Origin of the sequence: Streptomyces sp. NBC_00203, from assembly GCF_045206325.1 — a bacterium.
Lineage (GTDB): Bacteria > Actinomycetota > Actinomycetes > Streptomycetales > Streptomycetaceae > Streptomyces > Streptomyces lutosisoli.
Genome location: NZ_CP108126.1, coordinates 2,390,292 through 2,405,903, shown reverse-complemented (window position 1 = coordinate 2,405,903; position 15,612 = coordinate 2,390,292). Strand labels below are relative to the sequence as shown.

The 15,612-nt window shown below is 71.6% G+C and carries 12 protein-coding genes and 1 riboswitch; of the genes, 2 read left to right on the top strand and 10 right to left on the bottom strand.

Features of this window, described 5'->3' with window-relative positions; genetic code table 11:
* The first annotated feature begins 23 nt into the window (after nt 1-23).
* Nucleotides 24-752, top strand: a complete 729-nt coding sequence (locus OG975_RS11100) for a ZIP family metal transporter (RefSeq protein WP_406328957.1) — start codon at nt 24-26, stop codon at nt 750-752.
* A 17-nt stretch (nt 753-769) separates the two neighbouring features.
* Here OG975_RS11100 and cobI read toward each other — a convergent pair whose 3' ends face one another.
* The 10 genes from cobI to OG975_RS11050 form a co-directional block, all read right to left on the bottom strand.
* Nucleotides 770-1,501 carry a precorrin-2 C(20)-methyltransferase gene (cobI, locus tag OG975_RS11095; protein WP_406328956.1) on the bottom strand — a complete coding sequence of 244 codons (732 nt, stop codon included), beginning with the start codon at nt 1,499-1,501 and terminating at the stop codon, nt 770-772.
* Nucleotides 1,498-2,844 carry a cobyrinate a,c-diamide synthase gene (locus tag OG975_RS11090; RefSeq protein ID WP_406328955.1) on the bottom strand — a complete coding sequence of 449 codons (1,347 nt, stop codon included), beginning with the start codon at nt 2,842-2,844 and terminating at the stop codon, nt 1,498-1,500. The genes cobI and OG975_RS11090 overlap by 4 nt, the downstream gene beginning before the upstream one ends.
* The gene (gene cobO / locus OG975_RS11085) at nt 2,841-3,440 is read right to left on the bottom strand and encodes a cob(I)yrinic acid a,c-diamide adenosyltransferase (protein ID WP_054232271.1); all 600 of its coding nucleotides are present in this window, start codon (nt 3,438-3,440) and stop codon (nt 2,841-2,843) included. Before cobO ends, OG975_RS11090 begins: the two co-directional genes overlap by 4 nt.
* Nucleotides 3,440-5,449, bottom strand: coding sequence for a putative cobaltochelatase (locus tag OG975_RS11080; protein WP_406328954.1), 2,010 nt, complete (start codon nt 5,447-5,449; stop codon nt 3,440-3,442). The genes cobO and OG975_RS11080 overlap by 1 nt, the downstream gene beginning before the upstream one ends.
* Nucleotides 5,446-9,099, bottom strand: coding sequence for a cobaltochelatase subunit CobN (gene cobN, locus OG975_RS11075; RefSeq protein WP_406328953.1), 3,654 nt, complete (start codon nt 9,097-9,099; stop codon nt 5,446-5,448). The genes OG975_RS11080 and cobN overlap by 4 nt, the downstream gene beginning before the upstream one ends.
* Nucleotides 9,096-10,628, bottom strand: coding sequence for a cobyric acid synthase (locus OG975_RS11070; RefSeq protein WP_406328952.1), 1,533 nt, complete (start codon nt 10,626-10,628; stop codon nt 9,096-9,098). The genes cobN and OG975_RS11070 overlap by 4 nt, the downstream gene beginning before the upstream one ends.
* Nucleotides 10,625-11,581 (bottom strand): cobalamin biosynthesis protein, encoded by a 957-nt coding sequence (locus OG975_RS11065; protein WP_406328951.1) that lies wholly within the window; start codon nt 11,579-11,581, stop codon nt 10,625-10,627. Before OG975_RS11065 ends, OG975_RS11070 begins: the two co-directional genes overlap by 4 nt.
* Before the next feature lie 118 nt (nt 11,582-11,699).
* Nucleotides 11,700-11,841: riboswitch (cobalamin riboswitch) on the bottom strand.
* 288 nt (nt 11,842-12,129) lie between these two features.
* Entirely contained in the window at nt 12,130-12,345 is a 216-nt protein-coding gene (locus OG975_RS11060; protein ID WP_327427733.1) for a hypothetical protein, read from the bottom strand.
* Between the two features lie 20 nt (nt 12,346-12,365).
* Nucleotides 12,366-13,607 carry an anion permease gene (locus OG975_RS11055; protein WP_406328950.1) on the bottom strand — a complete coding sequence of 414 codons (1,242 nt, stop codon included), beginning with the start codon at nt 13,605-13,607 and terminating at the stop codon, nt 12,366-12,368.
* 178 nt (nt 13,608-13,785) lie between these two features.
* A complete protein-coding gene (locus OG975_RS11050) occupies nt 13,786-14,535 on the bottom strand; it encodes a lysozyme (protein ID WP_406328949.1) in 750 nt (249 codons plus the stop codon).
* 196 nt (nt 14,536-14,731) lie between these two features.
* Between OG975_RS11050 and OG975_RS11045 the strand changes: the two genes are divergently transcribed.
* A complete protein-coding gene (locus OG975_RS11045; RefSeq protein ID WP_406328948.1) occupies nt 14,732-15,463 on the top strand; it encodes a class II aldolase/adducin family protein in 732 nt (243 codons plus the stop codon).
* Nucleotides 15,464-15,612 lie beyond the last annotated feature (149 nt).

Sequence of the window (15,612 nt, the reverse complement as noted above, 5' to 3'; positions counted from 1 at the left end):
CCTTGATCGGATAGCAAGGGCGTATGGCGGTCCTCGTCGCGCTCGGCGCGTTCCTGATGACGCTGGCCGGCGGCTGGACGGCACAACGGGTGACCGACCGCCGCCACCTGGTGCTGGGCCTGGCCGGCGGCCTGATGCTCGGCGTGGTCGGCCTGGACCTGCTGCCGGAGGCGCTGAACGCCGCGGGCAACGAGGTCTTCGGCGTACCGGCCGCCCTGCTGCTGTTCGTCGCCGGGTTCCTGCTGGCCCACTTGGTGGAGCGCCTGCTGGCCCACCGTCAGGCCGCGCACGGAGGCGAGGAGAACGGCGGACGCGCGCCCGAGGTGGGCCTGACGGCGGCCTCCGCGATGGTCGGCCACAGCGCGATGGACGGCGTCGCGATCGGCGCCGCCTTCCAGGTGGGCGGCGGCATGGGCCTGGCGGTCGCCCTCGCGGTGATCGCCCACGACTTCGCGGACGGCTTCAACACGTACACGATCACGAGCCTGTACGGGAACGAGCGCCGCAAGGCGATCACGATGCTGTTCGCGGACGCGGTGGCCCCGGTGGTCGGCGCCGCCTCCACGCTCTTCGTGACCATCCCGGAGGAGCTGCTCGGCGGCTATCTCGGCCTCTTCGGCGGCGTACTCCTCTACCTCGCCGCCGCCGAGATCCTCCCCGAGGCACACCACATGCACCCGGCGCGCTCGACCCTGCTGTGCACGGTCGCGGGCGTGGGCTTCATCTGGCTGGTGGTGGGCATCGCGAACTGACCCGCCGCCCGGACCGCTCACAGTTTCCCGCCACGCCGACCGTCGCGCCGGGCGGGCGCGATGAGCGTGGAGAGATACGGCAGCGGTCCACCGTCGAGCTCGCCCGCGGGCCGGATCGACTCCTCCTCCAGCCCGAGCGCGGACCCCCACACGGCGTCGTCGATCCGCCCGGTCTCGCGCAGCGCCTCCGCGACCTCCTGCGCCTGCCGCCCGAACTTGTACGCGACGACCGTGCCGGGCCCGTTCAGGGCGTCCTTGAGCACCTCGGCCCCGGCGGTCACCGGCACCAGGGTGAGCGGCTCGGTCCCCTCCGTGAGCACGGCCCCCGACCGGGCGGCGAGATCCTGCATGGCGGTGATGCCGGGCACAGTCTCGATCCTCGTACCCGGTACGAGCTCGCCGATGGTGTGCGCGAGATAGGTGAAGGTCGAGTACACATTGGGGTCGCCGATGGTGGCGAACGCGACGACCGCGTGCTTCTTGAGCAGCTCCGCGACCCGCGCGCCGGCGGCGTCCCAGGCGGCCTCGCGGCGCCCCCGGTCGGACCGCTCGTTGAGCGCGAACACGACCCGGACGACCTTCTCCTCGGGCACGTAGTGCAGCACGGTCGCTTCCGCCCGCCCACGCTCCAGGGTGTCCATCACGGGTACGACGACGACCTCGGCGGTCCGCAGAGCGTTGACGCCCTTGACGGTCACCAGCTCCGGGTCACCGGGCCCGACCCCGACTCCGATCAGCTTGCTGCTCATGACGTCAGGCACCTCTCCACGAACCGACGGGCGACACCGGGCTCGGCTGCCCAGTGCGTGTGCAGATAACTCGCGTGCACACCTTGTTGTACGAAACCTTCGACCCGCCGCTCAGGGGCGTGCACACCCCAGGCGGGAGCCGCCCCGGCGCCCGGCTCGACCACGGTCCGGTGAAACTCGTGCCCGCGCATCCGGGTCCCGACGCCGGCGAGCACACTGTCGCTGACGGCCACGGCGTCCCGGTAGCCCAGGGTGAGCCGTTCGCTCATCCGGGCGGTGGCGTCGAGCACCCCGCACATGGGCTGCCCGTCGAGCTCGCGGGAGAGATACAGCAGCCCGGCGCACTCGGCGGCCACGGGCGCGCCACCGAGCGCGAGTTCGGCGACGGCCTTCCTCAGCGGCTCGTTGGCGGACAGCTCGGGTGCGTACACCTCGGGGAATCCGCCCCCGATGACCAACCCGGCCGTACCGTCCGGCAGTTGCTCATCGCGCAGCGGGTCGAAGGGGACGACCTCGGCTCCGGCCGCGGCCAGGAGCTCGGCATGCTCGGCGTAGGAGAAGGTGAAGGCGGCGCCACCGGCCACGGCGACGACCGGGCGTTCTCCCGTGGCGCCGGACGGCGGCTCCCACGGATCCTCCGGCAGTGCGGGCGCGCTGCGCGCCAGCGCCAGCAGCGCATCCAGGTCGCACCCTCGCCGCACCTGCTCGGCGAGCGCGGCCACGGCCTCCACGGCCTCCGCGCGCCGCTCGGCGACCGGCACCAGCCCCAGGTGCCGAGACGGCGTGTCCACCTGCGCGGCACGCCGGAGCACCCCGAGAACGGGCACCCCCGACTCGTCGAGAGCCTCCCGCAGCATCCGCTCATGCCGCTCGGAGCCGACCTTGTTGAGGATCACCCCGGCGACCCGCACCCCGGGATCCCAGGAAGCGAACCCGTGCACCAGCGCGGCCACCGACCGGGACTGCGACGACGCGTCGACGACCAGCACCACCGGCGCCCGGAGCAGCTTCGCGACATGGGCCGTGGAGGCCAGCTCCCCCTGCCCCGCGGCCCCGTCGAACAGCCCCATCACGCCCTCGACCAGAGCGAGATCGCACCCCCGCGCACCGTGCGCGAACAGCGGCGAGATCAGCTCCGCCCCGCACAGATAGGCGTCGAGATTCCGTCCCACGCGCCCGGTCGCGAGCGCGTGATACCCGGGATCGATGTAGTCGGGCCCCACCTTGTGCGGGGACACGGCAAGCCCCCGCGAGGCGAAGGCCGCCATCAGCCCCGTGGCAACGGTGGTCTTGCCGCTGCCCGAGGAGGGCGCGGCGATGACCAGCCGAGGGACGGACATCACCACTCGATACCCCTCTGGCCCTTCTGGCCGGCGTCCATCGGGTGCTTGACCTTGGACATGTCGGTCACGAGATCGGCGAACTCGACCAGCTTCTCGGGAGCGTTGCGCCCGGTGATCACGACATGCTGAGTCCCGGGCCGGTCCCGCAGCACCGCCACCACCTCGTCGACATCCACCCACCCCCAGTGCATGGGGTACGCGAACTCGTCCAGGACATACAGCTTGTACGTCTCGGCGGCGAGGTCCCGCTTGACCTGTTCCCAGCCCTCGCGGGCCTTCTCCTCGTTGTCCATCTGGGAGTCGCGCTGCACCCAGGACCAGCCCTCGCCCATCTTGTGCCAGTCGACGGACCCGCCCTCGCCGGAGGCACCGAGCACGCGCAGCGCGTTCTCCTCCCCGACCTTCCACTTCGCCGACTTGACGAACTGGAACACCCCGATGGGCCACCCCTGATTCCAGGCCCGCAGCGCCAGCCCGAACGCGGCCGTCGACTTGCCCTTCCCGATCCCCGTATGCACCACGACAAGGGGACGATTCCGACGCTGACGCGTCGTCAGTCCGTCCTCCGGTACGACACTCGGCTGCCCCTGCGGCATTACGCGGCCCTCCTCGAAGTCCCCTGCACATCCCTGACAAGACCGGCGATGGAATCGGCCCGCAGCTCCTCCAGCGTCACCGCGGTGCCGCCCAGTTCACCCGCGAGCTGCCCCGCGAGCCCGAGCCGCACAGGCCCCGCCTCACAGTCGACGACCACCGACGCGACCCCGTCGGCCGCGAACAGCCGCGCCGCACGCCCCGCGAGCGCCACCGGCTCCGGCCCGCCCGTCGCCCGCCCGTCGGTCACGACGACCACCAACGGCCGCCGCGCCGCGTCCCGCAGCCGCTCGACCCGCAGCACATCGTGCGCCCGCAGCAGCCCCGCCGCGAGCGGCGTCCGCCCGCCCGTGGGCAGCGACTCCAGCCGGGCCGCCGCCGCGTCCACCGAAGAGGTGGGCGGCAGCGCGACCTCGGCGGCCGATCCCCGGAAGGTCACCAGCCCCACCTTGTCCCGCCGCTGATACGCGTCGAGCAGCAGCGACAGCACCGCACCCTTCACGGCACTCATCCGCTGCCGCGCCGCCATCGACCCGGAGGCGTCCACGACGAACAGCACGAGGTTGCCCTCACGCCCCTCGCGCGTCGCCTGCCGCAGATCGTCCCGCCGTACGACGAGACCGCGCCCCGACCGGCCACGCGCTCGCTGATGCGGCGCCGCCGCCTGCACGGTCGCCGCCAGGTGCAGCTTGGTGAGCGCCCCCTGGGGCCGCCGCGAACCGGTGGTCCGCCCGTGCTCGGTCCGCGCCCGCGAACGCCGCCCGGCCGCACCCTCGCCGAGCCCGGGCACGCTCAGCACCTTCGCGCGAAAGGGTTCACCGGCCCGTACGGGGGACTGCTCGCCGCCACCCCGCGCGGCCGGTGCCTGCCCGTCGTCCGAGGGCTCGCCCTGCGCAGGAACGTCACCGGCGGGGGAGTCCCCCTCCGGCCCGTCCTGCGGCGGCTGCCCGCCCCCGCCGGGCCCGTCCGGATCCGGATCGTCGTCCTGGTCCCCGCCCTGCCCGCCGAACTCCTCCAGCGTCTCGTCGAGCTTGTCCTCGTCGAGTCCCGGCGCGTCGAAGGGGTTGCGCCGCCGCCGGTGCGGCAGCGCGAGCAGCGCCGCCTGCCGTACGTCCTCGGCGAGCACCTCGGTCCGCCCCGCCCAGGCGGCCAGCGCGGTCGCGGTCCGGGCCATGACGATGTCGGCCCGCATACCGTCGACCTCGAAGGCCGCGCAGGTCGCCGCGATCTGCCGCAGCGCCCCGTCGCCGAGCAGCACGGACGGCAACAGCTCCCGCGCCGCCACGATCCGCGCCCGTACGGCGGACTCCTCATCCGCCCACCGCACGGCGAAACCGTCCGGATCGTCGTCGTACGCGAGCCGCCGCCGTACGACCTCCACCCGCTGATCGGGCTCCCGCGAGGCCGCGACCTCGACGGTCAGCCCGAACCGGTCGAGGAGCTGAGGCCTGAGCTCACCCTCCTCAGGGTTCATGGTCCCGACGAGCAGGAAACGGGCCGCATGCCGTACGGAGACGCCCTCGCGCTCGACGTACGAGGCGCCCATCGCAGCGGCGTCCAGCAGCAGGTCGACGAGATGGTCATGGAGAAGATTGACCTCGTCGACGTACAGGATCCCGCGGTGCGCGTCGGCCAGCAGGCCCGGCTCGAAGGCCTTCACGCCCTCCGCGAGCGCCCGCTCGATGTCGAGCGCGCCGACCAGCCGGTCCTCGGAGGCACCGACGGGCAACTCCACCATACGGGCGGGCCGTTGGGTGCCCGCGCCGACCTCGTGCGGGCCGTCCGGGCAGGCCGGATCGGGCGCGGCGGGTGCGCACGAGAAACGGCACCCGGCGACGACGTCCACCGCCGGCATCAGAGCCGAAAGGGCGCGTACGGCGGTGGACTTGGCCGTGCCCTTCTCGCCGCGGACGAGCACGCCGCCCACGGCCGGCGACACGGCGTTCAGCAGCAGCGCGAGCCGCAGATCGTCCTGGCCGACCACGGCCGTGAACGGAAACGGAGTACTCACTGGTCGTCGCCCTCCAAGTCGCCTTCGAGCTCCAGATAGGTGGCGCGCAGCCGCTCAAGGGTGTCCGCGTCCGGCTCGGCCCACAGCCCCCGGTCGGCGGCCTCCAGCAGACGTTCGGTGATCCCGCGCAGCGCCCACGGGTTGGACTTCTTCATGAAGTCCCGGTTCTCCGGGTCGAAGACGTACTCCGCGCTGAGCTTCTCGTACATCCAGTCGTCCACGACCCCCGCCGTGGCGTCGTACCCGAAGAGGTAGTCGACGGTCGCCGCCATCTCGAAGGCGCCCTTGTAGCCGTGCCGGCGCATGGCCGCCATCCAGCGCGGGTTGACCACGCGGGCGCGGAACACGCGGTGTGTCTCCTCGCCGAGGGTGCGGGTCTTGACCTGGTCCGGTACGGCGCTGTCCCCGACGTACGCCTCGGGGCTCGCGCCTGTCAGATGCCGGACCATGGCGACCATGCCGCCGTGGTACTGGAAGTAGTCGTCGGCGTCGACGAGGTCGTGCTCGCGGGTGTCGACGTTCTTCGCGGCGACGGCGATCCGCTTGAACGCGGTCTCCATGTCGCCGCGCGCCGCCCGCCCGTCGAGCCCGCGCCCGTAGGCGTAGCCGCCCCACACCGCGTACACCTCGGCGAGGTCGGCGTCGGAGCGCCAGTTGCGGGCGTCGATGAGCGGCAGCAGACCGGCGCCGTACGCGCCCGGCTTGGAGCCGAAGATACGGGCCGTCGCGCGCCGCCGGTCGCCGTGCTCGGCGGTGTCCTCGTCGGCGTGCTTGCGCACGTAGTTCTGATCGGCGGGCTCGTCCAGTTCGGCCACGGCCCGCACCGCGTCGTCGAGGAGCCCGACCACATGCGGGAACGCGTCCCGGAAGAAGCCGGAGATCCGGACGGTGACGTCGATGCGCGGCCGGCCCAGCTCGGCGAGCGGCACCACCTCGAAACCGGTCACGCGGCGCGAGGCGTCGTCCCAGACCGGACGGCAGCCGAGCAGCGCGAGGATCTCGGCGATGTCGTCGCCCTGGGTGCGCATGGCGGACGTACCCCAGACCGTCAGCCCGACGGACGTCGGGTACTCGCCGGTGTCCTGGAGGTACCGCTGGACGAGCGAGTCGGCGAGCGACTGCCCGACCTCCCAACTCAGTCTGGACGGAATGGCCTTGGGGTCGACGGAGTAGAAGTTGCGCCCGGTCGGGAGCACGTTCACCAGCCCGCGGGTCGGCGAACCGGACGGGCCCGCCGGGACGTAACCGCCGTCAAGTGCCTTGAGGATGTGGGTGATCTCGTCCGTCGTACGGGCGAGGCGCGGTACGACCTCGCGGCAGGCGAACTCCAACACCGCGACGGCGTCCGGGAGTTCGACGCCGAGGACCTCTCGTACGAGAGCGGGAACGGCCGCGGCCTCCCAGCCGCGCTCCTCCATGCCCTCCGCGACCCGGCGGCACAGCTGCTCAAGGAGGTCGATCGCGTCGGCCGCCGTACGGGCAGGGCCCTCGACGAGGTCCGTCAGCTCCACCGGCGCCTTCACCGGCGCGCCGGGCTCGGCCAGCAGCTCCTTCTCGACCAGGCCGAAGTACTCGGCGAGGCAGGCCCGCAGACCCGGCAGCGCGTTCGCGGCGCCGCCCCACACCTGCGAGGCCCGCAGCACGGCCAGCACGAGGTTCACACGCGGCTCGGCCTCCGGGCCGCCGCCGAGAATGTGCAGGCCGTCGCGGATCTGCACGTCCTTGATCTCGCACAGATAGCCGTCGATGTGCATGACGAACGAGTCGAACTCGCCGTCGTCCGGCTGCTCGTCGACATGCAGGTCGTGGTGCAGCTCGGCCGCCTTGACCAGCGTCCAGATCTGCGCCCGTACGGCCGGGGCCTTCGTCGGGTCGAGGTCCGACACGAGCGCGTACTCGTCGAGGAGCTGCTCCAGCTTCGCGAGATCGCCGTACGTGTCCGCGCGCGCCATCGGCGGTACGAGGTGGTCGACGACCGTGGCGTGACCGCGGCGCTTGGCCTGGGTGCCCTCGCCGGGGTCGTTGACGATGAAGGGGTAGATGAGCGGGAGTTCGCCGAGCACGGCGTCGGGCGCGCAGCCGCCGCTGAGCCCGAGTCCCTTGCCCGGCAGCCATTCCATCGTGCCGTGCTTGCCCATGTGCACGACGGCGTCCGCGCCGAACGAGTTGTCCAGCCACCGGTACGCCGCCATGTAGTGGTGCGACGGCGGCATGTCCGGGTCGTGGTAGATCGCGATCGGGTTCTCGCCGAAGCCGCGCGGCGGCTGGATCATCACGACGACGTTCCCGAACTGGAGGGAAGCGAGCACGATGTCGTCGCCGTCCACGTACAGGCTGCCCGGCGGCTCGCCCCACGCCTCCAGCATGCCGTCGCGCAGCTCGGGGTCGAGCTTGTCGAACCATTCCTGGTAGTCGGCGAGCGGTACCCGCGCGGGGGCGGCGGCGAGCTGCTCCTCGGTGAGCCATTCGACGTCGTGGCCACCGGCGTTGATGAGCCGGTGGATCAACTCGTCGCCGTTGTCGGGGTGCCCCTCGACGACGTACCCGGCGTCCCGCAGTGCGTCGAGCACCCGTACCGCCGACGCGGGCGTGTCGAGGCCGACGGCGTTGCCGACCCGGGAGTGCTTGGTCGGGTAGGCGGTGAAGACGAGCGCGAGCTTCTTGTCCGCGTTCGGCTTGTGCTTCAACTGGGCGTGCCGCACGGCGATTCCGGCGACGCGCGCGGCCCGCTCGGGGTCGGCGACGTAGACCGGGACGTCGTCCGGGCCCTGCTCCTTGAAGGAGAAGGGGACCGTAATGAGGCGGCCGTCGAACTCCGGGATCGCGACCTGCATCGCCGCGTCCATGGGGGAGAGGGCGGCGTCCGACTCGTCCCAGGCCTGCTTCGAGGAGGTGAGGCAAAGCCCTTGCAGGACAGGGACGTTGAGGTCGGCGAGCGCGCCGATGTCCCAGGCCTCCTCGTCGCCGCCCGCCGACGCCTGCGAGGCGTGCGTGCCGCCCGCCGCGAGCACGGTGGCGACCAGCGCGTCGGCCTTCCCGAGGATCTCGTACAGGCCCGCGTCCGCGCCGCGCAGCGAACCGCAGTACACGGCAAGGGCGTTGACGCCCCGCGCCTCGATCGCGTCGCACAGCGTGTCGACGAAGCCGGTGTTGCCGGACAGGTGGTGCGCCCGGTAGAAGAGCACGCCGACGGTCGGGCGGCCCTCGACGAGCACGCGCTCGCCGTGGACGCCGTACTCCGCCATCTTGTGCGGCTCCTCGAAGCCCTCACCCGTCAGCAGCACGGTGTCGGAGAGGAAGCGGGCCAGCTCGGTCAGGTTCTCCGGGCCGCCCTCGACGAGATACCGCAGCGCCTCGGCCACCACACCCGCGGGCACCGACGACTCGGCCATCAACTCGGCGTCCGGGACGGCCTCTCCGCCCAGCAGCACGGTCGGGACGCCGGACGCCTTGAGGAAGGCGAGCCCGTCCTCCCAGGCACGCTTGCCGCCCAGCAGCCGTACGACGGCGATGTCCGCACCCTCGACGAGCGCGGGCAGCTCGGCCGTGACATCCACCCGGGTCGGATTGCCGATCCGGTACGGGGCGCCGGAGGCACGGGCCGCCAGCAGATCCGTGTCGGCGGTCGACAACAACAACACTGTGCTCATGCGGGCGCTCCCGGTGGAATGAAAGGCAGTCCTGATGGCGCGCCCGACTCGATGAGCCGCCAGAGCGCGTCCGTGTCCGCGTGTTCCTCGATCAGATCGCCGAGCCGGTCCAGCTGCTCCTCGCGCAGCGCCGCGAACGACGTGTCGGCGGCCGGCACGAAACGGCGGCCCGCGGCGGCCGCCACCTCGCGCAGAAAGGCACGCCGGAACCCGTCCGACTCCAGCGAGCCGTGCCAGTGCGTGCCCCAGACGGCGCCGACCCGGCACCCGTCCAAGAAGGGTTCGCCGCCGTTGACGTCGGCGACACCATGATGGATCTCGTACCCCTCGACGTACTCGCTGAGCGCCTCGCCGACCGGCCGGGTGAGGGTCTTCTCGCGCGCGAACCGCACGCGTACGGGGAGGAGTCCGAGCCCGTCGACCTGACCGGCGCGCGACTCGACCTCGTCCTCGATGTGCTCGCCGAGGACCTGGAAGCCACCGCAGATGCCCAGCACGGGCCGCCCCTCGGCGGCCCGTCGTGCGATCGCGTCCGCGAGTCCGCGCTCCCGCAGCCACTCCAGCGCCTTCACCGTCCCCCGGGTCCCCGGTACGACGACGAGGTCGGCGTCGGCCAGCTCCTCGGCCCGGTCCACGAACCGCACGACGACACCCGGCTCGGCGGCCAGCGCGTCCACGTCCGTGAAGTTGGACATCAGGGGGACCGCGCAGACGGCGACCCGCAGGACGTCCGCGCCGACGGGTTCCGCCACGACGGACTCCCGCACGGCACCCCGCAGCGAGACGCGCAGCCCGTCCTCCTCGTCGATGCCGAGACCGTGCTGGAAGGGGAGGACGCCGTAGGAGCGCCGCCCGGTGAGACCGTGGAGCATGTCGAGCCCCGGCTCCAGCAGGGAGACATCCCCCCTGAACTTGTTGACGAGGAACCCGGCGACGAACTCCTGGTCCTCGCGCGACAGCAGCGCGACCGTCCCGAAGAACGAGGCGAACACGCCCCCGCGGTCGATGTCGCCGACGACGAGCACGGGCAGCCGCGCGTTGCGCGCGATCCCCATGTTCACGATGTCCGTCCGCCGCAGATTGATCTCGGCAGGACTCCCGGCCCCCTCACAGATCACCGCGTCATACGTGCCCCGCAACTCGGCGAGGCAGTCCAGCACGGTCCCCAGAAGGGCCTCCTGGCGCCCGCCGTGATAGCCGCGCGCGGTCATCTCACCCACGGGCTTGCCCATGAGGACGACCTGACTGCTGCGGTCGCTCCCCGGCTTGAGCAGCACGGGATTCATCAGCGCGGTGGGCTCGACGCGCGCGGCCTGCGCCTGCATGGCCTGCGCGCGCCCGATCTCGGCGCCCTCGCGCGTCACGAACGAGTTCAGCGACATGTTCTGCGCCTTGAAGGGCGCGACCTTGACGCCCTGCCGCACCAGCCACCGGCAGATCCCGGCGGTGACGACGCTCTTGCCGGCGTCGGAGGTGGTCCCGGCGACGAGGAGTCCGCCGCCCGTTCCGCCGCTCGCTCCGCCACTCATGAGGTACGCCCCTTCGCGAGAAGTCTCTGGGAGAGCAGTCGCCCGGCGGCACTCACGCCGAGGGCGAGCCAGCTCACACGCCGCGACAGCCGTACGGCCCGCTCGATGTCGTCGACTTGGACGGCGCGCCCGGTGCCGTTGAGTACGGGCCGGTGCTCGACCCGCCCCCCGTACGCGAGAGTCCCGCCGAGCCGCACCCCGAGCGCCCCCGCGAACGAGGCCTCCACAGGCCCGGCGTTGGGGCTCGGATGCTTACGGGCGTCGGCACGCCAGGCGCGTACGGCACCCCGCGGATCACTTCCGGCCGCGCTCGCGAGCACGGCGGTCAGCCGGGCCCCCGGCCACCCGGCCACATCGTCCAGGCGTGCGGAAGCCCACCCGTACCGCCGGTACTTGGGGGACTTGTGCCCGACCATGGCGTCGAGCGTGTTCACGGCACGGAAGGCGACAAGCCCGGGTACGCCGCCCACAGCGCCCCACACCAGCGCCCCCACCACCGCGTCGGAGGTGTTCTCGGCGACGGACTCGACGACGGCCCGAGCGATCCCGTGGGCGTCCAGCGCCTGGGGATCCCGCCCGCACAGATGGGGCAGCCGCTCCCGGGCCACCTCGACATCGCCGGCCGCGAGCGCGTCGCCGATCGCGCGGGCCTCGCGCCCGAGGGAGGTCCCCCCGACGACGGCCCAAGTGGCGGCGGCGGTCAGCGCGATGGAGGCGGTACGAGAGGAACGTACGGAATGGCTCGCGAGCGCCGCCAGCCCTGCGGCACCGCCCACGCACACGGCGGTGTGCAGCGCGCCCCACCCGCGGTGGTCCCGCCACAACACCCGCTCCACGGCTCCCGCGGCCCGCCCGAACGCGGCGACCGGATGCCCCCGGCGAGGGTCGCCGAGCAGCAGGTCGCCGAGGAGGCCGGCGGTGGCGCCGTACGCGAAGACGCGATCGGCACGCATCGGTTCAGCCGACCGTCGGGTCGGGCACGACCGTCGTTCGCATCACTCGCGTCGTTGGCAGGGCACTTGGGCAGCCGCGCATGGCGATATGTCCTCACTCAGGGTGTCCACGCCCTGGTTCGACGAGACCGGCGGTGAGAGTTCCTGGCTCCCGGGGACTTTCTTCCCCGGTGACAGTGGCGGGACCGCGCCGGACTCACACCGGCTTCCTCTCATGCCGCCGTACTTGGCTCGGGCAGTCCACCACGGGGTTGGAAGACCCGTCAACTTGCTGTTGACCTGCGACGGGGGAGTGTGCTGAGACCCACACCGCCACCACCCCGGCCTGCCCGCCGAGACCGACTTGTGCCGAATTCCCCTGTGGGGAGCGGCAGTCCACGGATGCGCTGATGATCACGGAGTGTAGGCATCCGAAATGTCCGCCGACGCGGAAAAAGAACCGCCCCGCTCACCGTCACCAGGAAAGGTGACCGATGAGCAGGGCGGCAAGGGTCGTGCGGTCCTCAGAGAGGAACGTGCGGTGCTCGGACCACGATCGGCCGGATGCTTCAGGCGATGATCAGGGAGATGCCGTACGCCACCGCCGCGGCGCAGGCCGCGAAGCAGACGTACGCGCCCGTGGCCGCCGCGGCGGCCGAACCGCCCTGGGCCGACTCCTTCTTGGAGAGGCCGACGACGCCGAGGGTGAAGAGGCCGACGAGGGCCACGGTCACTCCGAGGCTCACTCCGATGACGGACCCGAGGGCTGCCCAGTCGATGTTCATGCTGTTTCTTCCTTTGGGTCTCAGGCCATGGCCGACGGAGCCGACGGGTTCGCCGCGGTCTCGGCGGGAGCCGGAATGGTGGCCGTGAGGTCATCGGTGAGGCTGCCGGCCGGCGGCGGGGTCACGGCGGCGATGGCCGTGGTCACCACACCGGCGGGCTCCTCGGTCTCGTTGACGTTGGTGGCGTCGACCACCTCGCGGCGCGAGATCCGCCAGATCGCGGCGCTGGAGGCGACCAGGAAGACGGCGACGAGCGCGGTGCCCCAGTCGCCGAGGCCGGTGACCCACTCGGCGCCCGCGCCGACCAGCGCGGCGGCCGGCAGCGTCAGACCCCAGGCGATGAACATCCGGGTGGCGGTGGACCAGCGGACCACGCCGCCCTTGCGGCCGAGGCCGGCGCCCATCACGGAACCGGAGACCGAGTGCGTGGTGGAGAGGGAGAAGCCGATGTGGGAGGAGGCCAGGATGACCGTGGCCGCGCTGGTCTGGGCGGCGAAGCCCTGCTGCGGCTGGAGGTCGGTCAGGCCCTTGCCCATCGTGCGGATGATGCGCCAGCCGCCCAGGTAGGTGCCGAGCGCGATGGCGAGACCGGCGGAGAGGATCACCCAGACCGGCGGATCGGCGTCGGGGGCGATGGCGCCACCGGCGATCAGGGCCAGGGTGATGATGCCCATCGTCTTCTGGGCGTCGTTGGTGCCGTGGGCCAGCGAGACCAGGCCGGCGGAGGCGATCTGGCCGGCGCGGTAGCCCTTCGCGGTGGCCTTGGTGTCGGCGTTCTTGCTGAGCCTGTACGACAGCCGCGTGGCGAGCATCGCGGCTATGCCCGCGACTATGGGGGCCGCGACGGCGGGCAGCAGCACCTTGCCGACCAGGACGTCCCCGTGCACCGCGCCGGTGCCGGCGGAGGCGATGGTGGCGCCGACCAGGCCGCCCATGAGGGCGTGCGAGGAGCTGGACGGGAGGCCGACGAGCCACGTCAGCAGATTCCAGAGGATGGCACCGACAAGCGCCGCGAAGATCACTTCGGGCTGGATGCCGGATTCGTCGACGAGGCCTTTGGAGATCGTGTTGGCGACCTCCACCGAGAGGAAGGCGCCGACAAGGTTGAGCACGGCGGACATGGCCACCGCGACCTTGGGCTTGAGCGCGCCGGTCGAGATGGTGGTGGCCATCGCGTTGGCGGTGTCGTGGAAACCGTTCGTGAAATCGAACACGAGAGCGGTGACGATCACGATTCCGAGGAGGAGCGTGATGTGTTCCATTTACCCAGGCTTCTGTTTGACGTCAGTGGCATGTGGACCGTAGGCAACCTGGGTGAACGGAAGATGAACTGGGGCGGGCGATGGGGTGTCTCAAAGGGTGGACCGCCCCTCCGTTTGTGTCGAAGGGGCGGTCGGCCGGCTCGAACGAAGGCGGAATATCGGGCTCCGAGGGCCGTTTCTAGCCCCGCGCGAGCTTCTTGAGCTGAGTCATGGATCCGTTGAAGAGATTTTGGTCACCCGGCAGGCTGCCGCTGTTGTCGTACTGCCAGAAGGTCCAGTACGACCAGCCGGCGGGCAGTGCGCCCGCGTCCGCCGAGTCGTAGCGGGCGAGCCACAGGGCGTGGTTCGCGGCGAAGGCGCGACTGTTGCCGGTGCAGGTGTTCCACCAGTGCGTGGTCGTGTAGATCACCGGACGGCGGCCGGTCTCCCGCTTGATCTCGTCGCTGAACGCCTTGATCCAGCTCACCATCTTGGCCTTGCTCAGGCCGTAGCACTTGTGCGAGCTGTACGGGTTGTACTCGATGTCCAGCGCGGGCGGCAGCGTCCAGCCGTCCGCGCTCCAGGCGCCGCCGTTGCGCACGAAGTACGCGGCCTGGGTGGCGCCGGACGACTTGTTCGGCACCGCGAAGTGGTAGGCGCCGCGGAGGATGCCCGCGTTGCGTGCGCCGTTGTACTGCTGGCTGAAGTACGGATTGTGGTACGTGTGGGACTCGGTCGCCTTGACGTAGACGAACCGGGCGCCCTTCGCTTTCGCGCTCGACCAGTCGACGTTCTTCTGGTGCGAGGAGACGTCGTGCCCCTTGGGTCTGCTCGCTGCGTCGGCCGGGAGCGCGGCGAGAGCGGTTCCCCCGGCGGTGAGTGCCGCCACGACGCCCGCGGCCGCGAAGCCCCGGGCGCGACGACTTAACGGTTTGTGATCACGGGCCATATTTCCCCCCGGAATGGCGACGTGCACGACAAATCCCCCAGAGGTTACTGGAAGATCATCGAATGCCCGTCGATCGCCAGCCAATCGCCAATAGAGGGGGATGTATGCCCATATGCGACCTTACGGACGCCCGGGTTCCGCCCTAAAGTGCCCTCGCCTGCGGCGCGTTGACGACACTGCCTGGCAGGATCGCGCCATGGCTGAGCAGCGGCGGGACGCACGGGACATGCGGGGGGACGCACAGGTTGCGCTCGGGCGGGGCGAGTTGGACGGGAGGGGCGTGCGGGACGCGGTGGAGCGGGCGTGGGACGAGCTCGTCGCGACGGCCCGCCGGACGGTGGCCGACGGGCTGGTCGTCGGTACGTCAGGCAATGTGTCGGTACGCGTCGACGACACCGTCCTGGTCACGCCGACGGGAGTGCCGTACGACCGGCTGACGCCGGATGACGCCGTCGGTGTGGATCTCGACGGCCGGCAGGTGCTCGGTTCGCTCCTCCCGACGAGCGAACTGCCGATGCATCTGGCGATCTACCGCGCGACGGACGCGCGCGCCGTCGTCCACACCCACGCGGCGCACGCGACGGCCGTCTCGACGCTCGTCCCCGAGCTCCCGCTGATCCACTACATGGCGGGCGCCCTCGGTGGACCGGTCCGTGTTGCCCCCTATGCGACATACGGCACCCCGGAGTTGGCCGAGAACATGCTCCAGGCCCTCACCCACCGCACCGCCTGCCTCCTCCAGAACCACGGCACCATCGCCTACGGAGCCTCCCTGAACCAGGCCTACGACCGCACGGCCCAGCTGGAGTGGATGTGCCGAGTCTGGCTCCTGTCCTCCTCCCTCCCGGGCCTGACCCCCACGCTGCTGTCCCCGACCCAGGTGCAGGAGGCGGGCCTGCGCCTAGGGGACTACGGCCAGAAGAACTAGCCCGCTACACCGCCTCTGGGCCGACCTGGCCTGGTCCGGCCCTGCCCCGGCCTTCGGCTCCCGCTCCGGCCCGCGGTGCTCCGCCCACTTGGCCCGGCCTGCTCGTGCAGCAGGCCTTCCCCTTGTCTGTTCTCCACCGGGGCGAACAT